Here is a 20,298-nt window from a genome sequence, read left to right as displayed (position 1 = left end):
CCACCTTTCTATGACTCTACTCCATCTCCTCATACGTCCTCCCCGCAACCTCCACCTCATACCCCGATTCAAACTGCCCCATCAACAACCTCAAGCCATTCTTCCGGTCTTCCAAATTCCCTTCTTCATTAATTAACTGCATGCCATAGGAAACAATATCCGCCACCACCCGCTCATTCCGGTAATAAGCGAGAAGGACCGGATTCACCTCCACCTCTCCATATCCCTTGTAAAAGAGGTCAATATGCTCGGGGCTCTCATCCTTGAAGCACAACCCCAACCCCACTCCCGGGAACATCAAATCCCTTTCAACCGGGGCCATGACAGGATCGTCCCAATCGACGATGAATAGCTTTGAATCCCCATCAATCATCACATTCCCGGGATGGATATCCCCGTGGCATAAAACGAATCCACTTTTATCATGATCCTGCAGCCTCTGTCCTAGCTCCTCTGTACGCTCTACAAGGGTCAGGATGTTCCCGCGCTTTCTTTTCCAAAAATCAATGAGGTTCCCTGCCACTTTGTCACGGGGCAGATCGGCATCCATCTCCCGGTCGAGTTCCCTGACTTTCTCACACCAGGGACTGGAGAAATCTTCTTGGCGTAGCTGCACCTGAAGGTCATGAGGGACCCCTGCAGAATGGATCGATTTCAGGATCTGACCAAAACGAACCGACTGTTGCTCGCTTAACGATGATTCGAAACCTGTTCGCCCGTCTACAAATGGTGAGAGGATCCAGTGGTACCCTTCATGATGGACCGCCAGCTCATGACTAGATGTCGGCATGGGCGGTATGACCGCGTCGATCCCTTGAGTAGAGAGGGAATGAACGATCCTGATCCCCGTGTCATCAAAGGAACCTTTGATCATTTTTAGAAAAAAGACCTCGCCATTCCACCCAGCGACACGATAAACTGCCGCTTTCGGATCATGTCCAATGGGCAGGAACTTCACTTCTTTCGCTGCCACGTTAAAGTGTTCTTTTAATCCACCGATGATTTGTTCCTCGTTGAACTCAGGTTGTCTCAACATACATCCGTTTCCCCCTTCACATGCGCGAGGGACAGGTCCCGAGCCTCAAAATGAGCCGGGGGACCTGTCCCTCTGGTTTTATACGGTCCTGATTGCCGCAACCGCCTCAATTTCCACCAACTGATGAGTGTATCCGAGGACTGTCACTCCTGATAATGTACTCGGAACGTCATGATCCCCAAACTCTTTTCTTATCGCCTCCCACGCCGTCACTAAATCGGCCTGATGATGAGAAGCTACAAGGACCCTGGTGTAGACGACGTCCTTCAGGGAGGCGCCACTCTCTTTCAGTACTTCCTTCATATTCTCCACACAGAGCTTGGCTTGGAGTTCATAATCCTGTGCATGAGGGACTTCCCCTTCTTTATTCAGAGGACAGGCCCCTGCTAAAAAAAGAAGGTCCATGTCTGAAGGTACTCTTGAAGCGTAGGCATAATCAACATGGGCTAATTGTGCTGAGCGGATAAAGGATATTTTATTGGTCATAGTGTCCCCTCCTCCCATGAGGCATCAACACCTCACATACTTCCGCTTAAACCCGATCCGTCCCTTCTCCACCTGCTTCTGAATATCATCGGCTGACTTCAGGACACTGTTCTTCTTCCCTTCCCGTACCATCTCGACTGGACCGATTTCCTTTGCGGTCTCGAGGGCCTCTTCATGAAGGGGAACATACGATACCCCCACAGTCCCGACAAAGTTATTCATCGACGATTTCGTCCGTTCGGGTGCATCGTGGATCGTGTCTTTCACTTTCCGGAGCATTTCCCTAAGCTTCTCTTTGGAAAATTCTTCGTCCTTCCGGTTCCCAAGGAGCCAGCAGTAACAGCTCCAGCCCGCAGACATCTTCAATTCTTCTCCGCTCTCTATCCACTTATCGGCCACTTGCTGCGCGATATCCGATTCAGAGAGCGTCACCGCCACAACATAATCCGAAAGCATGTAGAAGTAGGCTCCCTCGATCCAGCGGTCAAAGTCCGCCTCGGTCATCTCATTCGGATCGGCAATGATTCCGGCAAAATACATGGCATCATAATTCCCTGTCGCATATAATTCCTCCGCCAGGGCCTGATCCTTCTTGATTTTCTTTGCAATCGGCTTCATGGCACCGGTTGCGACACCGAACACCGGTTCATGCGCACCATTTGATATGTACATTTTCTTACTTCGTTCCTTGCCGAGGGCTTGGAGCTCACTCATGACGGTTTCCAGATCCATCTATCTCACTTCCTTATCTCATTCCTACATTTTTTTCTTGAATGACAATTACTCCTAATGTCTCTTCTATTTAGTGCATCTACTATACCTATTCTACCTTAAAGGACCTTTTCCTTTTCAGCATAAAAAAAGAGAGGTAATGAAGTTCAACGAAAAGAATGAAACCCTCTCCATCCATATGTGCCAAAGACTATATATAAAGGTCCGTCCCTCACAACCGAGGGACGGACCTTTATATGTTAATCACCAGAAGCCTGAACTCTATGTTTCACCTTACTATTCCCGATGACAATCCCACAAAGTATGATTCCGACGCCGATCCATTGCAGTGCACGGACCTCTTCATGAAGCACTATAAAGGACATCAGTACAGCCACCGGAAGTTCGGATGCCGTTAAGATCGTGCCAAGCCCTGGTCCCACTTTGGGCATACCGATCGAGAATAGGAGGGGTGGTAAAGCAACACCAAACAAGCCAAGTATGACACCATACCGCATCACACCCGTTAAAGTAGGAATATCCAATAGGAACACAGGTGGAAATAGAATACATACGACCAGTAAGCCACCCGTCGAGAGGATGGCACTTTTTAAGACGGGTGGAATATCTTTCCCAACAGAGCTGCTGAGGGATAGAAACGTCGCGAAGGAAATAGCGGCCAGCCCTCCCCAGACTGCTCCTTCCACCGAGAATGACACATTCCCTTTTAAGAGGGCACCTGACGCTAACAGGGAGCCGATCAGGAGAATGATGATCGAGACTATTTTTCCTTTAGTTGGTCTCTTCTTATATAGGAACCACTCCATTAACGTACCTATCCAAACAAATTGAAATAAGAAAATAATGGCAAGAGAAGCGTTCAGTGTTTCTAACGCTTGATAATACAATACTCCTGTCAATCCAAGAGGAACTCCAGACACTGTCAGTTTAGAAGCTTGAATGAGAGAAATACGTTTCTTCCTTGAGAACAGAACCAGAAGCCATATAAGTATAGTGCCAAATAAAAACTGTCCACCCGTCACCTCTGCAAGTGAAAAACCGGCTGAATAAGCCAATTTCACAAAAGTCGATAATATCCCATAACAGCATCCACCCAAAAAGACGAGTAACGCATAATGCCACGCTTTCATTCTTTAGCCTCCTTCTTTCAAATAAAAAAGCCACACAATCGATCATTCAATCGATTGTGTGGCGAAAATAGAGCGTTTACTCTACAAAAATCCACTTCCGTTAAGGTTTTAGTATGAACTATCTTTCAGTATAAGAAACACACATTTCCAGGTCAAGATGTAATCTGGATATGACATCTCAATTGCTCTTATGGTTTTTTCTATTTTTCACAAATGCAATCATCAGCAGCACAATCGGAATCACAACAAGAAGCGGAAGGTGCAGCACATACATGACCACTTTCAATCCTTCATGAATATGTTCCTGAAAATTCCTCGCGATTGCCATCGACATAAACAGGACGATCAGCCCCAATGGGTAGGCGAGGCGGGATGGGGATTGTACTTTAAACAAGCTTGATGTCCCGATAACCGCCGCATAAAATAAGATGCTGATCTTAAAGAAGATCCCGATCACCAGACCTAGCATGAAAAAGACATCGAGGCGCTCCAGAAAATCAGCGACCTGGATTGACTGGACCGTACTCAGAAGCGGGAATTGTGAACGGGCTGTGAGATCCACACCGAGGACACTAATATTGATCAGCATCGTGAGAATCAGATTGATTCCGCTTAACCCTGTTGCACAGAACATGGTCAGTTTCGCCTTCTTCGGATTATTCAAATACGGCAGCACCATCGTGAGGACGATGACTTCTGTGAAAGGGAAGTACAAGGTTTGAGTAAACACCACTTTGAGGACCGGTGCAAGTCCTTTTTCAAGGACCGGTTGCAAGTTCCTAAAGTCGATCAGTCCGGACACGACAATCAGGATGAAACCGACGACCGAAAGGAGGAACATGAGCATAAAGAGCAGTTCCCCTGACCGGGCAATGACTTCGATTCCCTTTCGGACCGTGTAGATTATGACCAGCATCAACAGGGCATTGGCGATGAATAATGGCGTTTCCGGATACGCAAACGTTAGGAGCATCTCGCCAAAGTCGCGCAAAACCCTCGAAGCATCATACATAAAGAAGAACAGGTACAGGAACGCAAGAACCGTCCCTGCCCCTTTCCCGAGAATCTTCTGCATGTACTCTGTCGGCAGCAGATCGGGATAATATGTATAAAGCTTATGGTACACGAGTAAAAGCACGAAGCTTACCAGCATCCCGATCAAAATGGAAAGCCATGCGTCCTGCTTGGCATCTATGGCAAGAGGGACGAGTAATGCACTGCCGAGTTCAAACAGGACCATCAAGACAAAGAGCTGGATGGCACTGATTTTTGCTTTCTCCATGTAACCCGTCCCTCCTTCTTCTTATCCTTCTTCCAGGCTTGAAAGAAACGATTTATTCCTGAGACCCGCACGGCGGATATAAGCTTCCACCGTAATGTCCACCTGTAGTTCCGGGAAGTAGACCTCGTTCCACATCGCTTTGAGTTTTTCCCAATTATCGGGTCTTGAACGCCGGATCACTCCGTCAAACCCAAAGATATCGGCATGATTGGTTTGGGCCTGTTGAATCGCTTTCTCTATTTCTCCCTTAATTTCTTTCCGCACCTTTTTCTCCATTTCGGAAATGACTTTTTCATCTGTAATGTCAGCCGGTACATCAATTCCGCCGATTGTCCCTTCCACACTTGTATGGATAGTGATATGTGGTTTACCGTCCTTCATTTTCCCTAAAACGCTTGTTTTTTGCCGGTCGGCTTGATAGGCGACAGCATCATTCTTTCCCTTCCAATCAATGTTAATGTCTGTAGCCTTTACTTTATCCAGGATCCAGACGGTTCCCCTTGCCTTTTTTCCATACGACCAATCCACTAATTTCCCTTTTTTCAAAAGGGCGATCCCACTCGCTTCCAACCTCGATTCAGGCTCACTTTCCTGAATGTTATCCAGCCGGCTCGCATGCTTCGGGTCCCCTATCAACCGAAATCCCGATACGACGGTTGCCCCATCGGATGATTGCAAGCCTTTCATCACATCCTGGATCGACGTCTTCAACGTCTGCCCCCATTTCTGCTCTGAAAATTCCAATGTCTTCAACACTTTGTTGGCCGGGATTTTATCCACGGGGGTCAATGCCCGCAAGAGATCTTCCGCTGTGGAGTGATTCGCAATGACCATGGTGGTCGTAATCCGGAATTCATGGTCCCGGTCGATGGCATCAATGATGGTCGCAACGCCTTCTTCCCTTGCAAGCTCTTCCCCGACAACGACCAGATTGGCATGGGCATAATACAGTCTGCGTGAAATTTTACTGGAAGCGCGCCTGCTTGCTTCAACCAGGTTATCCCCGGTTGACTTATAAATGGTAACAGGCGGGCTTTGGGATCCGACTCCGCCTCCGCGCATGCCTCCCGCTACGTTACCTGGATTGATGATCTGCAGGGTCATGGCATATTTGCCCTCCTGGGTTTTATCCACCCCCATGGCGGCCACGATGGCAAGATCGGTTAACTCCTTCTTGCTCCAACAGCCATTCAGGAAAAAGGGAATGATTAAGATCAGGAAGCACAGCGTCATTTTACGAACCATTACTGTCACCTTCCTCTACGCCTCGGTTTACCATCCCACGGGAAGGCGTCTTGGGACCCTGCCCAGCCCCTTCCCGGATCGTGTTGGCGCTGATCAGCCGCGGCCTCTGCCTTAAGCTCCACCATGGTAACCGTACAAACGTATCTTTATTGTTCACCGGAATGAACGGGGCAAATGGCGCCATATAAGGTACACCAAAGGAACGCAGACCGCATAAATGAACGACCATGAGCAGGAAGATTAAGATGATTCCATAGAATCCGAAGGTCGCTGCCCCGATCATGAAGAGAAACCGAATCAGGCGGGCAGAAATCGCCATATCAAAAGAAGGGGTCGCAAAGCTTGCAATGGCGGTCATCGATACGACAATGACCATTGCCGGCGATACGATGCTTGCTTGAACCGCTGCCTGCCCAATGACGAGGGCGCCGACAATCGAAACGGCGGACCCAATGGCTTTCGGTAGGCGGATCCCTGCTTCCCTCAGGATTTCAAATGTGATTTCCATGAGGAGGGCTTCCACGAACGCCGGAAATGGAACCGATTCCCTTTGGGCTGCAATGGCGACGATGAGCATCGTCGGCACCATTTCCTGATGAAAGGTGGTGACCGCAACAAAGGTCGCAGGCGCAATCAGGGAAATCGTAAACATCAAGATCCTCAGCAGGCGGATCGACGTCGCAATGTCAAAGCGTGCGTAGTAATCTTCTGCCGACTGAAAGAACTGGATGAACAACGCAGGAGCAACCAGGACAAACGGCGTTCCATCTACAAAAATGGCAATCCGTCCTTCAAACAGATTCCCTGCCACCACATCCGGTCGTTCCGTGTTGAAGATCGTTGGAAATGGGGTCATCGTCTGATCTTCAATCAGCTGTTCGATATAGCCTGATTCCAGAATGCTGTCGATATCGATCTTGTTGATACGCCTGCGGACTTCTTCCACCACTTGATCATTAGCGATGCCGTGTATGTACATAAGCGTCACATCTGTTTTTGTTACCCGTCCCACCTTAAAGGATTCCATCCACAAATCAGGCGTCTTAATGATTCGGCGGACCATGGCGGTGTTTGTATCAATCGATTCAATAAAGCCTCCCTTTGGACCGCGAACCACGACTTGAGTCGTCGATTCTGAAATGGAGCGGGTTTCGCCCCCTTTCGTGCAGGCACTCATAGCCTTCCCTATGCCATCCACCAGAACAATGGTGTCACCTGCCATGAGCGATGCAAACAGGCTTTCCCAAGTATCAATGGAAGACACGTTCCCCACGGTCATCATATCTTCCGTAATCAGTTCCAACGCATCGTTCTCATTCAGTTCTTCTTTATGTTCATCCTTCATCATGGACTGAAGCAGGAACTCCTGAATCGACTGGTTATTGACAATTCCTTCTATATAGACAACAGCCGTTTCAATTTCCGAATCCTTCCCCATTTTCAGTCGGCGGATGATTACGTCCGGACTGTTTCCTGTTTTCTTTCGAATTACGTCCAGATTGTCTTGTAAAGAAACGAGTATATGGTCTCCAGATGATTTCGAAGAATTACTATCAGTATCATTCTTTCGCCTCTTTTTTGATTTACGATCCTTAAAGAAAGAAGGCATAGATTGCAGCACCCTTCTCTTATTTTTTATTACTTTATCCATAAGAGGGGGATTTATGTAATTTTTAACAAGGTGTGGCAGTATGAACCTGGCTGTCAGGGAGGAACCCAAGTCGAGGAGTGTGATTCAGAGTGAAAATCTTTGGTATAACTTTTTTGATGCTGGGATCTATGATCACTTTTTCCCTTGGTCTAGACCTTTTTCAGGGATACACGATGAGGGAAGCATGGCACAATGCCGTAAGTCCCTTTCGGGTGATGGAAGTGGCGGAATTATTCGTGCTTTACTTTCTTCTATTCCTTTTGTTAGTGAACATGGGAATCCAATATTACAAAAAAGGAAAGGCGAGTAATTGAGAATTTCTGATTGTTAACATTCTCCAAGCTTCAGGCTTTCCATACAGATTCTAATCTTCTATAATAATAATTAAGAATTATTATAATTATCACACTATTTGTGTGGTAGTTTGCTTTGCCCCATATTTTAAAACAGGAAGGTGAATCGTAATGGAAAAAGAAAATCGCCCTGATCAAAAGGATCACTCCGCCGCATCCGGAGAGTGTCCGTTCACTCATCACAAGGATAGTGCCATCACGACGACGACAGCTCCTGGAGGAACGACGAACAAAGAATGGTGGCCGAACATGCTGAACCTCAGCATTCTTCGCCAGCATGACCGGAAGTCCAATCCTATGGGGGAAGACTTCAATTATAAAGAAGAATTCGCAAAGCTTGACTATGATGCATTGAAGCAGGATCTCCACAATCTCATGACAGACAGCCAGGATTGGTGGCCCGCCGACTACGGTCACTACGGTCCCTTCTTCATCCGTATGTCTTGGCATGCAGCAGGTACATACCGCGAAACGGACGGTCGCGGAGGCGGTTCATCAGGTTCACAGCGCTTTGCTCCACTCAACAGCTGGCCGGATAACGTCAACCTCGATAAAGCCCGTCGCCTTCTTTGGCCGATCAAGCAAAAATACGGCAACATGATTTCATGGGCGGACCTCCTCGTCCTGACAGGGAACGTCGCCCTTGAATCCATGGGCTTGAAGACTTTCGGATTCGGTGCCGGTCGCGAAGACATCTGGCATCCTGAAGAAGACGTGTATTGGGGAAATGAGAAAGAGTGGCTCGCCGACAACCGTTACTCAGGCGATCGTGAACTTGAGAATCCTCTCGCTGCCGTCCAAATGGGTCTCATCTACGTGAACCCGGAAGGCCCTAACGGAGAACCGGACCCACTGGGAAGTGCCCGGGATATCCGCGATACATTCGGACGCATGGGGATGAACGATTATGAAACTGTTGCCCTCGTCGCAGGCGGTCACACATTCGGGAAGGCCCATGGAGCCGGTGACGCCGAGCTTGTAGGCGACGATCCGGAAGCCGCAGACATCGAGAACCAAGGACTCGGCTGGATCAGCTCATACGGCAGTGGAAAAGGCCGCGACACGATTTCAAGCGGTGTCGACGGTGCCTGGACGACGAATCCGACGAAATGGGATAACGGCTACTTCGACCTTCTCTTCGGCTACGAGTGGGAGAAAACGAAGAGTGCAGCCGGCGCTTCCCAATGGACACCGGTCGGCATGACCGAAGAACATATGGCACCGGATGCCGAAGATCCATCCCTCAAAGTGAAAACGATGATGACGACGGCGGATATGGCGCTCCGCATGGATCCTGATTACGAAAAGATCTCCCGTCATTTCTATGAAAACCCGGAAGAATTTGCCGATGCCTTCTCCCGTGCCTGGTTCAAGCTTCTTCACCGCGACATGGGACCGAAAGCACGCTACTGGGGTCCAGAGGTTCCGGACGAAGAGTTGATCTGGCAGGATCCGGTACCGGCCGTGGACTACGACCTTTCCGACAGTGAAGTTGCTTCTCTGAAAGAACAGATCCTTGACACCGGCTTAACCGTAAGCGAGCTCGTGAAAACCGCCTGGGCATCCGCCAGCACCTACCGCGGTTCCGACATGCGCGGAGGCGCGAACGGTGCACGCATCCGTCTCGCTCCTCAGAAGGACTGGGAAGTGAACGAGCCGGCTCAGCTCGAAAAGGTCCTTGGTGTCTACCAAGATCTTCAAAGCAAGCTTGATAAAAAAGTCAGCCTTGCCGATTTAATTGTGCTCGGTGGAAACGCAGGCGTCGAAAAGGCCGCACGTGAAGCTGGCTTCGATGTGACCGTCCCATTCTCACCTGGACGCGGCGACGCAACGGCGGAACAGACCGACGCCGAAAACTTCGGAGTATTGGAGCCTGTATCGGACGGATTCCGCAACTATCAGAAGCAGGAATACGCCGTCAGCCCGGAAGAAATGCTTGTGGATAAATCACAGCTTCTTGGACTGACCGCCCCTGAAATGACCGTCCTGATCGGCGGCATGCGTGCATTAGGCGCCAACCATGGCGATTCAAAACACGGAGTCTTCACGGACCGCGTCGGTGCATTGACGAACGACTTCTTCGTCAACCTCCTGGACATGGGCATCGAATGGAAACCGGCCGGCTTCAATCAGTATGAAGGCCATGACCGCAAGACCGGTGAAGTCGTGAGAACGGCTACGCGCTTTGACCTGGTATTCGGTTCGAACTCCGTGCTCCGTGCCCTGGCAGAAGTGTATGCGCAGAATGATAATCAAGAAAAATTCGTCCGTGACTTTGTTGCCGCTTGGGTGAAAGTGATGGATGCAGACCGGTTTGATTTAAGATAATGTGTAGTGGGCCTCTTCCTTGATGGAAGGGGCTTTTTTTGCACAGTACCCTTTCATCCCTCCCACAATTCCATTGACAAATCCCCCTCCCTCCATTATTATCAATATCGATAACAATCACAAAAGGATGTAATCGAATGACCCAAATAGATACCGACCTATTCCTTCACCCGGTCCGGATGCGCATCATACAGCACCTTTCAAAGGGGACCGCGACGGTACATGAACTGAAAGAATGGATGGCAGATGTCCCCCAGGCCACCCTTTACCGGCATTTGAATCGACTGACAAAGAATAAGATCATTCATATCGTCGATGAACGGAAAATCCGGGGTGCGATCGAGAAAACCTATGCCATGCAGGAGGACAGCCCCTATAGGACCGTGGAAGAATTGAAGCAGCTGTCAGGCGAAGAACATCTGAAATTGTTCATGACCTTCCTATCCTCCGTGACCGGACAGGCCAGGAGTTATCTTCTGAACGATCCGGATCTTTCCCGGGATTCCTTCGGATATAACCAGCTGGACCTTTACGTGACACCCGACGAGCTCAAGGAATTGACTGAAGGCATGAATGAGCTTCTGAGTAAATTCAAATCGAATAGACCGACGGATGAAAACGAAAAGATTTCCCTTATCCAAATGCTTATCCCAGAACCCAAAGGACGTGACCACACATGATCAGAACCAAATTTTACCGAAAAGTATTCGAACTGAACGGCCATCCCATCATTGCTAAAGGATTACGCTCATTCGCCGAATCCAAGGTGAGTAAACCGTTCATCGCTTCTTTTGCCAAAGTCTATAAGTTGAACATGGAGGAAGCCACGCGGGAACTTCGGGAGTACGGCACCCTTCATGACATCTTCACAAGGGAGCTGAAGCCCGATGCGCGACCGGTCTCAGGTTCTGAGGGTGCATTCGTCAGCCCGTGCGACGGCTATTTATCCGTTGTCGATGATTTGACACCTGAGAGCACGTTCATGGTAAAGGGTCAAGATTATACGGTGGAAGAACTCCTGGGGTCTCCGGCCAAGGCAGAAGCATATGCCGGCGGGAAGGTTCTCATCTTTTACCTGAGCCCGACCGATTATCACCGGGTTCACGTACCGATCGATGCCACCGTGGAGGAAGTCTACACACTCGGAAGACACGCCGATCCCGTGAATGAACTCGGACTGACGCACGGTGTCCGTCCCCTCACACGTAATTACCGCCTTGTTTCCCGCTTTGATGTGGATGGATCGCCTCTTGCCCACGTCATGGTCGGGGCGTTGAACGTGAACTCGATTGTGAGGACGAATACGGCTGACGTTGTCCATCGGGGAGATCCCTATGGATACTTCTCATTCGGCTCGACGGTCGTTCTTTGTGTGCCGAAAGGAAAGTTCAGCTTTACCCGGGAAAAAGGACCGGTGAAGATGGGTGAGGAAATCGGGAAGTGGCATTCTTAAAAAGGGTGCCTCACTTATGCGTGGGGAGTTCATGTTCAGACCAGACCTGATAGATAACCGGAAATTTTCCGCTTATTTTCACTACCTGCTTCTACTACAACCCCCATTAAAAAACGCCTGCTCCCCACCGAGGGACAGGCGTTTTCCTATGTGACCGGGCATCAAGCCCCGATACTCTCCCGAACATCTTCCGCTTGCCCTTCTATTCGCTTCTCCAGCTTATACACAAGCACTCCACCGATCAACAACGCGATCCCGAGCATCTTTTCCCAGGACAATGAGGACGGTTCAAACCCGAACCAGCCTCCCGTGTTGACGATGAACGCGATCGTGATCTGCGAAATAAGGGCGATCGAGATCGCATACGCGGGGCCGATGAGTGTGACCCCCCTCATGAGGAAGAACACGATGCCGACACCGAACACCCCGCTGAAAAGAAATACAGGGTTGACGCCGCTAAAATCAAACAGACTCTTATCTTCCATACTATAGAAAACCGGCAGAGAACAGACGAGGCCGAGTCCCAACACCAGGCTCGTTGTGGCCCATGGTCCCGTCTTTTCACTGACACGTGCGTTGAATACGTTTTGCAGGCTGATTAATATACCTGCGATGATAGCTAATCCGATTCCAAACATATAAGACCCTCCTTATTCATAGATGTTTCCTTTTGCAAGGGTGCTGAGTTTTTTCAGGTCCTTGATGGTGATGGAGCCGTTGACCCGTTCGATGAGGTCATCCGTCGCCATCTTCTTCAGCACCCGGTTCAGGTGGCGATAGCTCGTGCCGATCCATTCGGCGAGCTCCATAAGGTTCGAGGTATGCATTTCCTGATGGAACATGGTCCCTTCCCCTGCTTCCGAAATCGACAGCAAGTAGCTTGCGAGGCGCACTTCGACGGGGTACAGCATATGCATGCTCGTGATATGGGATTCCGTGTAGAACTTGTGGGCCACCGTATCAAACAGAAATCGCATGATGGCGGGATTCTCCTTCTCAAGTCTTGAGAGATCCGTGAACGGTACCGATAAAAACACCCCGTCCGTCACGGCTTCCACCGAATTGAGCACCGCCGTTCCCTTCGAATACTCCACATCCCCGATCAGGGCCAGGGGCCGCTTGAACCGGTTGATCAACAGCTTTCCTTCCGGTGTATGGGTGAAGATTTTGATTTTCCCTTCCATGAGGAAATACAGTGCATCTAATTCTTCACCTGTGGAAAAAAGGACATCTCCTTTTTCAAAGGAATAGATATTAATATGTTTTCTGAATCCGGCCGGAAATAAATCGTCCAGCTCAAATTGAGTAATATATTGGTCTGGATTTGCCCCTTGAATTTCTTTCATCATCCGACTCCTTTTCTACAATTGAAACAGGATGACTCCTGCAAGCATCATCGTAAGTCCGACCACCTGCCGCGTTGTAACCGGGATCTTCTTTTCCCCGAACCATCCTTTAGACTCGATGAGAAAGGCCGTCCCGATCTGTGCCACAAGCAGGATCGCAATCGCCGCTGCCGGCCCGATCGTGTGGATTGCCGTCAGTTCCGAGAACACCACGATCACGCCGAACGTACCTCCGATCAAGTACAGGAACGGCACCTGTCTAAAACTCTTCCCTTTTCCATCCCTTGTTTTCATATATATCGTCATCGAAATCGCAAACGCCACGAGGTGAACCATCGACGTCGTATGCCACCCTCCGATTGCGTCACTCATCCGTGCATTGAAAATTCCCTGCATCGTAATGCAAAGACCCCCAAACAGGGCAAAAATAGCACCTTTCATCGTTCGTCCTCCTATTCTTTGTTCTATTAAATAGGAGGTTGTGTTTTTGTGAAAGGACATATGTCCTAAGGTTGTCCGGATGGGGAATCGGGTATGCGTTTTCATGTGTGATTCCTGGCGTCTGGATCATTTATCAGCGTAAACGGATTTTATCAGCCAAAACAACCCCAAAATCCCCCTACCACAAGAATGATATCCGCCCCTCCAGCGCATACTATCCTATTGACACTACCAAAAGGGTGAGCGCAATGAACCAGAAACAATCAGGCCATTTAGCAGAAAGAGTCTCAGGGATCCTTGCATCCTTCGGGGGAAGCTCTGATGTCAAAACACGTTATTTGAAGTTACCCGGCGGCCATTTTTTTGCCTGCCTCCTTTACATAGAAAACATTGTGGATACGATGGCCATTCAGGAACATATCATCGAACCTTTGCTGCAAAAACCGATGACAGAGGAAGATGAGCCTTTCTTCCCTTTTATCATCCAAGAGGTTCTTCAAATCTCTGATATCGAGGTCTTCGAAGACATGGATAAGGTCATCGATAAGCTCGTGAATGGCTCCACTATCATCCTCTTTGATGGCGAGTCAGATGTTCTTTCAGCCGACACAGCCAAGTGGGAGGAGCGATCCCTCTCCAATCCGAAGGGACAGCGTACGGTCCAGGGTCCGGACATTGGCTTTACGGAGAGCCGTAGCGGGAATGTGGCCCTCATCAGGAAATACATTAAGAACCCGATGCTCCAGGCTCATACCGAAACCTACGGGAAGATCACCAATACGTCTGTCACCCTTGTTTACCTGGAGAATCTGGTTGATACAGAGATTTTATCGAGTATCAAAGAGAAACTGAACGAAATGCCCTATGATTCGGTCATCGGTTCGAATTATATCACCGAGTATTTGACGAAAGAGTCTAAATCCCTTTTCCCGTTAATCTTGAACTCTGATAGACCGGATGTGGCGGCAGCAGAGATTTTGGAAGGGAGGGTGTGCATCGTGGTGGACGGGACACCGTTCGTTCTGATTGCACCTGCTGTCCTCATTCAGTTCTTCCAGTCGCCCGATGATTATTACTTAAACAGCGAAGCCACGAAATACGTGCGGCCATTAAGGTTTATTTTCTTCTGGTTATCTCTTTACATACCCGGCTTGTATGTGGCCTTCACGACCTTCCACAAAGGTCTCTTGCCGGTGAATTTATTGGTGGGATTCACGGCCCAACAGCAATCCGTACCGTTTCCAACCGTTTTTGAAACACTTCTTGTATTGACCTTGACCGATGCCATCTATGAGGGATCAAGCCGTCTCCCACAGAATCTGGTCATTACCATCTCTCTCTTTGGTGCCATCGTTTTCGGCCAGGCATCCGTGGAAGCACAACTCGTACAGCCCGTCACCCTGGTGATCATCAGTATTTCGTTCATCTTTTCAAGCATCATCCCGATTGCCTCCTTGAACTATTCCGTCAGGATCATTAAGATCAGCTTGATCTTGATCGGAGCATTGCTTGGATTATACGGGATCGCCTTATTCACGTTAATGCTTTTGGTTCATCTCTGCTACCTGAGATCGTTCTCGGTCCCGTATCTTGCCCCGGTCTCACCCTATTCGCGCAGGGACATGAAGAAGGATGTCTTCATCCGGAAACCGATACCTGAAATCAACCAAACCGTTCCTGTATTTCATAAGGAGGAACAGATGGAAGATCAGTCGAAAAAGGAGAATGATTCGTGAATCTATCCAAGTTACGTCTCATCACCATTTTGTTCGTCCTGCTGGGATCCATTATCGTCAGTTATATAAAAACGAAACAATTAAATGAGGTCGAACTGGTATCCGGCCTCGGGATTGATCAATTGGACGGTCAATATGCGGTGACCCTGCAGATCTTCAATCCTTCTGCCAATCAGAAGAATGCCGTAGATCCGACAGGCGGGTTCACCTATACCCAAATGGGCAGAACCATACCGGAAGCCATTGAAAAAATTAGAAAAGAAACGCTTAAAGATCCGATTCTCGATACCTTACAAGTGGTCACCTTGAGCGAAAGGCTGGTGAAAGAGGAGGGATTGAACGAAACGCTGGATTTCCTTGTCCGCAATCCCCGTGTTCCGGCGAGCATCAACACCATCGTCATCAAAGGGGAAAATCCTGAATCATTTTTGAAGTTGTTTACCCCCCAGGAGAAATTAACTGCCTTATATACGAATACGATGCTGAGAAATTCAAAACAGGTCTGGGGAAATCTTGTGAACACTTCAGCCGAGCGAATCCGAAGCTACTTAACAGACAAAACGTCGGACATTATCATCCCGTATGTGGAGATTCACGGTGATATCGATAAAGGGATGTCCAAGGGGAATATTGAGGGTTTCTCCCCCGCCTCCCATCTTTCCCTCGAAGGGTTTGCAACATTTAAAGGAGAGAAGCTGAATTCCTTTTTAACCAACGAGGAAAGCAATACATTGGCCCTTATGAAGGGAGTTGATCAGGTTGTAAACATCTCGGCACCATGTGCAGATTCACACGATGAATTTACAATTGAGGCCATCTCCACCTCCTCCTCCCTGAAAGCAGACACTCAACCGGTTTCCTTCCGCCTGAAGGTAAAGATCAAAGGAAACCTTGAACAAATCGGGTGTGGGAAAGACCTTACCAAGCTTGCTTCACAAAAAACACTGCAATCTCAATTGGAAAAAAAGATCAAATCCAATATGGATGCCGTCATCAAAAAGTCTCAGGAAGATGGGACAGACGTGCTTGGATTGAAGGATGCCCTATACCGGCAAGAGCCAAAGCTTTGGAAAAAGAAAAAGAACGAGAAAGATTTTCTATCGACGGTGAATGTGAACACAAGTGTCCATGTGGAGTTCATTCGATTCGGTCACGTCAAACAATAATCCAGAAAGGGGGCAGAAGTCATGAATAAGGTATCCATGTCCGCACTTGAGTTATGTTCCATGATGCTTCTTTTTCTTACAGGGAGCACAATTGTAGTCGGTTTGAACTTTACCGCCATGGAAGACAGTATCCTGGCGATTGCCATGGAAGTAGGATTTGGGATCCTTTTATTCTACTTCTATCTTCTTCTATTGAAGAAGAGCTCGTGGAAGGAATTCGTCCCCCTTTTGGAGATGGGGTTCGGTTCCCTTTTGGCCAGGATCCTGGCTGTCATCTTCAGTTTTTACTTTCTATACATTGCCGCCAGGGTCATGAATGATTTTGCCTTTTTCACGACCCAGATCCTTTATCCGGATGCCCCGAACTGGATTGCCGCCGTCCCGTTCTTACTCGTTGTCGGCTATAGTACGATGCTCGGGATCGAAGCGATTGCCAGAAGCGCTGTCATCATGACCTTCTTTTTTCTACTGATCCTGGTCATATTATGGCTGCTCGGTTTCCTTTCAGAAGAATTCCAGGTAAGATACCTCATGCCTCTCTTCTCACACGGATGGAAACCGCTCGGGCACATGATCTTTCCTACTGGTCTGACTTTCCCATATGGGGAACTTGTTGTATTTCTTGTCTTCCTACCGTACATTGCCAATAAAGAGAAGGTACAAAAGGTTGTTTGGATGCCCATAGTCATTGCCGGCGTAATCATCATGATCACCATGGAACTGGTCATCGGGATCCTTCATGCCCCCTTCGCTAATACCTATTACTTTCCCTTTGTGAAAGCGATGGAATTGGTCTCGTATTTAGGAATCATTGAGCATATGGAAATCTTCACCTACCTTCTTCTTATCGGAGGAGGGTTCATCAAAGTATCCGTATTCATATACGCTGCACGGGTCGTTCTCAGCCAGCTGTTCAAAATGAAGCAAAAGAATGGGCACGTTTTCATCTTAATGGCGGTCGTGTACCTCCTCTCCCTCCATCGAAGCGGAGACATAGCCGAGCATTTATACGTGGGATTGAAGCTCGTCCCCTACTATCTCCATATCCCCCTTCAACTCGTCATTCCCTTCTTATTGGGGATGGTGGTGTTTTGGAAAACGAGAAAGAGAGCATCATAAAAAAAGAGGCTTATCCCTGACAGCCAAGGGGACAGGTACCGTGGTCTTAATTGAACCAAGGTACCTGTCCCCTAATTTTTTTCATTTTATTGGCGAAATCCCGAGATCTCCCTTTTCATTGATTGCACACACATCACCGGAACAAGCCTACTTTCTCTCCGGAGCCCCAGGAGGATTGTAAAACGGCGGGACTCTAAGCCATCCCCTTGAGATCATCAAGTTCTTCAACGGAGCAGCGAATTTCATCAAGTTGATTTGAATGGAAAAGAACATCAGCCCGACATCGGTCCGGACGGTCTTTGACATGGCCTGGGCGCAATAGGTGATGGATGCTGCCACTTTGGCTGAGATGAGATTCGCAATCTCGTCATCGGTCAGCCTGACCCCTTCCGGCACGGCGCTTTGTTCGGATAACGGCTTTCGCGGGTTGACCAGGGGCAATGGGACCCCTTCCTTTAGTAGGAGTTTCTCAATTTTTTTCGTATCCAGCTTGCTTCCTTCCAGTGCGCTCTCTAGCACATGTTTCAAATCCTTATCCGTCGTGGTGTTCAATCCCACCTGGTAGAGGGCATGGGCTTCGTGAAAGGCCGTGAACGCGGTCCAAAGATCCATCACCTCTCCGACATGGAGCGGAGGCTTTGGTGCTTCATCTGTGAAGTTCTTCATAATGGCTGAGATCGCTTCAAATACGTGGGCCATTCTTCTACCTCCTGATTACTTGTCGTTACTATTATTCCTTATTTTGCATCTGGCATGCAGAAAAAGGGAAAGGTACCGAGGACCCGATTGGTCCAGAGTGCCTTTCCTATTGCCTTTTGTATTGGGATTGATGCATTTATCAGCGGAATATCGGATATATCAGCGAAATCCTGATTTTAACAGCGGAATTTTTAATATATCAGCGAAATCCCAATTTTATCAGCGATCTTCCTCTACTCTCCAACACCCAATCCCCACTTCAAGTATTCCATCAACCATTCCGTCTGCTCCTTCAACTGAATCGTCTCGGAATCAAGGATGGCATGATCCACCGCCATCCCATCGATATGGGAGATGATGCTCTTGGCAATCACTACAGGATCAAATCGGGGAGAGAATTCCCCTGCCTTGACGCCTTCTTCGATGATGTTGACGGTCATTTGGTAGGCCTGAAGGAAACGTTTCCTCGCGTGTTCCCTCCTGCTTTCAACATTGCGTCCCGTGATAAAATACTCTAGCTTTGAAGGGGCCAGAGCGTCCATGTCATTGGTTGCCTCCTTGCTTTCCCCGAGGAAGCTCATGAGCAGGACATCCCAGTACGATCCCTGTTGTTTCAGCATGGCCTGGATGCTTCCTTCGATGACCTCCAACTGCTCTCCGGCAATCAAGGCTTCAAAGAGATCCTCTTTATTTTCAAAGTATTGATACAATCCTCCTCTGCTTACACCGGCCCGCTCCATGACATGCTTCATGGTCGTGTTTTCATAGCCGTGCTCGCAGAAGACTTCCCGTGCGGCTTTCAATAAGTTAGAGCGGCGTTGCTCCTTGTGCTCCTGACTGACTTTCGGTGACATCCGTCTCCTCCTCTACTTTATGCTTTACTGCAATGGATACGAAGAATAATACGATCAATAATGAACCGGTGATGATGAAAGACGGGATGATCCCGATCACGGTGGCAAGTGCTCCCCCTGCGAGCGGTCCGATGATCGTGGCCGTCGTCGTCGTGCTGTTGACGACTCCGAATACCCTGCCCGTCATATGAACCGGTGTCTTCTCCTGGGTCGCTGCCTGGAACGGGATGAAGACGAGGCCGGCAGATGCCCCTGCCATCAAGCCCAACGCGGGAACCCACAGCATTGACAGGCTGAGGTCATAATGCGTCAGGACCCCCATCAGACCAAACCCCAACCCGATGCCGAATACCCCGATACACATATAGACGAATGCGTTATAATCGGTCTTTTTCGATAGAAAAATCCCAGTGATCAGCATTCCGACACCCGCACTTGCCACCAGATACCCCAGGAGATTCGGTGAAACATCCGTCAACTGTCGAAGCAGGACGATGAACTGAGAATCTGATAGTTGGAGAATCAGCAAGCTGACCCCAAGTAAAAACAATCCATATAATAAGAAACGGCTTTTCTTAATGAAAGAGAATCCGACTTTGATTTCCTCCTTGAAGGAAGGTCCGTCCCTCTTCTCATCTTCCACTTTCACTTCTTTCACCGCTTTCGGCAAAAGGAAGATGAAGATCGCTGACAGGAAAAAGGTGGCGGAGTCCAGATAGAAGACGTTGTACGTTCCGATCAGGGACACGAGAATCCCGCTTACGAGCGGCCCGATGACCTTCGTGCCTGAGTCGATGGTGGACGAAAGCGACATGGCCCCCTTGATGTTCTCATCTGCCACAAGCTCCTTCAACTTCCCATTCTTCGCCGGAATGAACACGGTGGAGAAAATCCCCGTCAGGAACAAACAGCCGTACACCATCCACACATTCGTAGCAAGCGTCAGGAGCAGAATCAGCACACCCCTCACCACATCGGAAAACACCATCAGCGTCTTTCTCTCCATCCGGTCCGCAATCGTTCCCGTGATCGGTCCGAATAAAGCCATCGGCAGCGCCAGGCTCAAGATGATCAACGACATCTGCATCGGTGTTGCTTCCCATTTTAACCCAACCAGCGTAATGATCGCCACAATACTCAACCAATCCCCAAGTCCCGAAATCGCCTGCGCCGTCATCAACGTGATGAACCCCTTATTTTTCTGCAAAGAAGATCTCATTCCCCATCGCCCCTTTATTAAA

Annotated in this window: 20 protein-coding genes; 7 read left to right on the top strand and 13 right to left on the bottom strand. The window is 48.8% G+C overall.

Going from position 1 to position 20,298, the window contains the following annotated elements; translation table 11 throughout:
• Positions 1-16: 16 nt before the first annotated feature.
• The 7 genes from M1J35_RS06615 to M1J35_RS06585 all read right to left on the bottom strand — a co-directional run bounded on the left by M1J35_RS06615 (position 17) and on the right by M1J35_RS06585 (position 7,520).
• Positions 17-1,036, bottom strand: a complete 1,020-nt coding sequence (locus M1J35_RS06615; RefSeq protein WP_254653112.1) for an aminoglycoside phosphotransferase family protein — start codon at positions 1,034-1,036, stop codon at positions 17-19.
• 78 nt (positions 1,037-1,114) lie between these two features.
• On the bottom strand, positions 1,115-1,522 hold the full coding sequence (locus M1J35_RS06610; RefSeq protein ID WP_254653111.1) for a RidA family protein: 408 nt from the start codon (positions 1,520-1,522) through the stop codon (positions 1,115-1,117).
• Positions 1,523-1,546: 24 nt separating this feature from the next.
• Positions 1,547-2,254, bottom strand: coding sequence for a DNA alkylation repair protein (locus tag M1J35_RS06605; RefSeq protein WP_254653110.1), 708 nt, complete (start codon positions 2,252-2,254; stop codon positions 1,547-1,549).
• 239 nt (positions 2,255-2,493) lie between these two features.
• On the bottom strand, positions 2,494-3,384 hold the full coding sequence (locus tag M1J35_RS06600) for an EamA family transporter (protein WP_254653109.1): 891 nt from the start codon (positions 3,382-3,384) through the stop codon (positions 2,494-2,496).
• A gap of 178 nt (positions 3,385-3,562) precedes the next feature.
• Positions 3,563-4,666, bottom strand: coding sequence for a GerAB/ArcD/ProY family transporter (locus M1J35_RS06595; RefSeq protein ID WP_254653108.1), 1,104 nt, complete (start codon positions 4,664-4,666; stop codon positions 3,563-3,565).
• A 21-nt stretch (positions 4,667-4,687) separates the two neighbouring features.
• Positions 4,688-5,911, bottom strand: a complete 1,224-nt coding sequence (locus M1J35_RS06590) for a Ger(x)C family spore germination protein (protein WP_254653107.1) — start codon at positions 5,909-5,911, stop codon at positions 4,688-4,690.
• A complete protein-coding gene (locus M1J35_RS06585) occupies positions 5,901-7,520 on the bottom strand; it encodes a spore germination protein (RefSeq protein ID WP_224521240.1) in 1,620 nt (539 codons plus the stop codon). The genes M1J35_RS06590 and M1J35_RS06585 overlap by 11 nt, the downstream gene beginning before the upstream one ends.
• 158 nt (positions 7,521-7,678) lie before the next feature.
• Here M1J35_RS06585 and M1J35_RS06580 point away from each other — a divergent pair, with 158 nt between their 5' ends.
• The 4 genes from M1J35_RS06580 to M1J35_RS06565 all read left to right on the top strand — a co-directional run bounded on the left by M1J35_RS06580 (position 7,679) and on the right by M1J35_RS06565 (position 11,696).
• Entirely contained in the window at positions 7,679-7,876 is a 198-nt protein-coding gene (locus M1J35_RS06580) for a YczF family membrane protein (RefSeq protein ID WP_254653106.1), read from the top strand.
• Positions 7,877-8,026: 150 nt separating this feature from the next.
• Positions 8,027-10,243, top strand: a complete 2,217-nt coding sequence (katG, locus tag M1J35_RS06575) for a catalase/peroxidase HPI (RefSeq protein ID WP_254653105.1) — start codon at positions 8,027-8,029, stop codon at positions 10,241-10,243.
• 137 nt (positions 10,244-10,380) lie between these two features.
• Positions 10,381-10,923 carry a helix-turn-helix domain-containing protein gene (locus M1J35_RS06570; RefSeq protein WP_254653104.1) on the top strand — a complete coding sequence of 181 codons (543 nt, stop codon included), beginning with the start codon at positions 10,381-10,383 and terminating at the stop codon, positions 10,921-10,923.
• Positions 10,920-11,696: a phosphatidylserine decarboxylase gene (locus tag M1J35_RS06565; RefSeq protein WP_254653103.1), complete on the top strand. Its 777-nt coding sequence runs from the start codon at positions 10,920-10,922 to the stop codon at positions 11,694-11,696. Before M1J35_RS06570 ends, M1J35_RS06565 begins: the two co-directional genes overlap by 4 nt.
• Before the next feature lie 161 nt (positions 11,697-11,857).
• Here M1J35_RS06565 and M1J35_RS06560 read toward each other — a convergent pair whose 3' ends face one another.
• From M1J35_RS06560 to M1J35_RS06550, 3 genes are read right to left on the bottom strand one after another with little or no spacing between them, the layout of a single operon-like run.
• Positions 11,858-12,334 carry a DMT family transporter gene (locus M1J35_RS06560; RefSeq protein ID WP_254653102.1) on the bottom strand — a complete coding sequence of 159 codons (477 nt, stop codon included), beginning with the start codon at positions 12,332-12,334 and terminating at the stop codon, positions 11,858-11,860.
• Between the two features lie 12 nt (positions 12,335-12,346).
• The gene (locus M1J35_RS06555; RefSeq protein ID WP_254653101.1) at positions 12,347-13,045 is read right to left on the bottom strand and encodes a Crp/Fnr family transcriptional regulator; all 699 of its coding nucleotides are present in this window, start codon (positions 13,043-13,045) and stop codon (positions 12,347-12,349) included.
• Between the two features lie 12 nt (positions 13,046-13,057).
• Entirely contained in the window at positions 13,058-13,483 is a 426-nt protein-coding gene (locus M1J35_RS06550; protein WP_034761600.1) for a DMT family transporter, read from the bottom strand.
• 248 nt (positions 13,484-13,731) lie between these two features.
• On the opposite strand from M1J35_RS06550, the gene M1J35_RS06545 reads away from it, so the two are divergent.
• The 3 genes from M1J35_RS06545 to M1J35_RS06535 are packed head-to-tail and all read left to right on the top strand — an operon-like array spanning position 13,732 to position 17,504.
• Positions 13,732-15,219, top strand: coding sequence for a spore germination protein (locus tag M1J35_RS06545; protein ID WP_254653100.1), 1,488 nt, complete (start codon positions 13,732-13,734; stop codon positions 15,217-15,219).
• On the top strand, positions 15,216-16,385 hold the full coding sequence (locus M1J35_RS06540; protein WP_254653099.1) for a Ger(x)C family spore germination protein: 1,170 nt from the start codon (positions 15,216-15,218) through the stop codon (positions 16,383-16,385). Before M1J35_RS06545 ends, M1J35_RS06540 begins: the two co-directional genes overlap by 4 nt.
• Positions 16,386-16,406: 21 nt before the next feature.
• On the top strand, positions 16,407-17,504 hold the full coding sequence (locus M1J35_RS06535; RefSeq protein WP_254653098.1) for a GerAB/ArcD/ProY family transporter: 1,098 nt from the start codon (positions 16,407-16,409) through the stop codon (positions 17,502-17,504).
• A 147-nt stretch (positions 17,505-17,651) separates the two neighbouring features.
• Here the strand turns inward: M1J35_RS06535 and M1J35_RS06530 are convergent, their stop codons facing one another.
• The 3 genes from M1J35_RS06530 to M1J35_RS06520 all read right to left on the bottom strand — a co-directional run bounded on the left by M1J35_RS06530 (position 17,652) and on the right by M1J35_RS06520 (position 20,276).
• Positions 17,652-18,203 carry a DUF3231 family protein gene (locus M1J35_RS06530; RefSeq protein WP_254653097.1) on the bottom strand — a complete coding sequence of 184 codons (552 nt, stop codon included), beginning with the start codon at positions 18,201-18,203 and terminating at the stop codon, positions 17,652-17,654.
• Positions 18,204-18,436: 233 nt separating this feature from the next.
• A complete protein-coding gene (locus M1J35_RS06525) occupies positions 18,437-19,057 on the bottom strand; it encodes a TetR/AcrR family transcriptional regulator (RefSeq protein WP_224521254.1) in 621 nt (206 codons plus the stop codon).
• Entirely contained in the window at positions 19,011-20,276 is a 1,266-nt protein-coding gene (locus M1J35_RS06520; RefSeq protein ID WP_254653096.1) for an MFS transporter, read from the bottom strand. Before M1J35_RS06520 ends, M1J35_RS06525 begins: the two co-directional genes overlap by 47 nt.
• Positions 20,277-20,298: the final 22 nt, after the last annotated feature.

This window comes from Rossellomorea sp. KS-H15a, from assembly GCF_024195245.1.
Lineage (GTDB): Bacteria > Bacillota > Bacilli > Bacillales > Bacillaceae_B > Rossellomorea > Rossellomorea vietnamensis.
This window is presented reverse-complemented; position numbering and strand designations above follow the sequence as displayed.

Excerpts from the sequence above, each read along its gene's own strand:
- M1J35_RS06545 (WP_254653100.1), top strand. The coding sequence starts at position 13,732 with ATGAACCAGAAACAATCAGGCCATTTAGCAGAAAGAGTCTCAGGGATC.
- M1J35_RS06555 (WP_254653101.1), bottom strand. The coding sequence starts at position 13,045 with ATGATGAAAGAAATTCAAGGGGCAAATCCAGACCAATATATTACTCAA.
- M1J35_RS06595 (WP_254653108.1), bottom strand. The coding sequence starts at position 4,666 with ATGGAGAAAGCAAAAATCAGTGCCATCCAGCTCTTTGTCTTGATGGTC.
- M1J35_RS06610 (WP_254653111.1), bottom strand. The coding sequence starts at position 1,522 with ATGACCAATAAAATATCCTTTATCCGCTCAGCACAATTAGCCCATGTT.
- M1J35_RS06565 (WP_254653103.1), top strand. The coding sequence starts at position 10,920 with ATGATCAGAACCAAATTTTACCGAAAAGTATTCGAACTGAACGGCCAT.
- katG (WP_254653105.1), top strand. The coding sequence starts at position 8,027 with ATGGAAAAAGAAAATCGCCCTGATCAAAAGGATCACTCCGCCGCATCC.
- M1J35_RS06570 (WP_254653104.1), top strand. The coding sequence starts at position 10,381 with ATGACCCAAATAGATACCGACCTATTCCTTCACCCGGTCCGGATGCGC.
- M1J35_RS06580 (WP_254653106.1), top strand. The coding sequence starts at position 7,679 with ATGCTGGGATCTATGATCACTTTTTCCCTTGGTCTAGACCTTTTTCAG.
- M1J35_RS06530 (WP_254653097.1), bottom strand. The coding sequence starts at position 18,203 with ATGGCCCACGTATTTGAAGCGATCTCAGCCATTATGAAGAACTTCACA.
- M1J35_RS06615 (WP_254653112.1), bottom strand. The coding sequence starts at position 1,036 with ATGTTGAGACAACCTGAGTTCAACGAGGAACAAATCATCGGTGGATTA.
- M1J35_RS06605 (WP_254653110.1), bottom strand. The coding sequence starts at position 2,254 with ATGGATCTGGAAACCGTCATGAGTGAGCTCCAAGCCCTCGGCAAGGAA.
- M1J35_RS06550 (WP_034761600.1), bottom strand. The coding sequence starts at position 13,483 with ATGAAAGGTGCTATTTTTGCCCTGTTTGGGGGTCTTTGCATTACGATG.
- M1J35_RS06585 (WP_224521240.1), bottom strand. The coding sequence starts at position 7,520 with ATGCCTTCTTTCTTTAAGGATCGTAAATCAAAAAAGAGGCGAAAGAAT.
- M1J35_RS06535 (WP_254653098.1), top strand. The coding sequence starts at position 16,407 with ATGAATAAGGTATCCATGTCCGCACTTGAGTTATGTTCCATGATGCTT.
- M1J35_RS06525 (WP_224521254.1), bottom strand. The coding sequence starts at position 19,057 with ATGTCACCGAAAGTCAGTCAGGAGCACAAGGAGCAACGCCGCTCTAAC.
- M1J35_RS06590 (WP_254653107.1), bottom strand. The coding sequence starts at position 5,911 with ATGGTTCGTAAAATGACGCTGTGCTTCCTGATCTTAATCATTCCCTTT.
- M1J35_RS06600 (WP_254653109.1), bottom strand. The coding sequence starts at position 3,384 with ATGAAAGCGTGGCATTATGCGTTACTCGTCTTTTTGGGTGGATGCTGT.
- M1J35_RS06560 (WP_254653102.1), bottom strand. The coding sequence starts at position 12,334 with ATGTTTGGAATCGGATTAGCTATCATCGCAGGTATATTAATCAGCCTG.
- M1J35_RS06520 (WP_254653096.1), bottom strand. The coding sequence starts at position 20,276 with ATGAGATCTTCTTTGCAGAAAAATAAGGGGTTCATCACGTTGATGACG.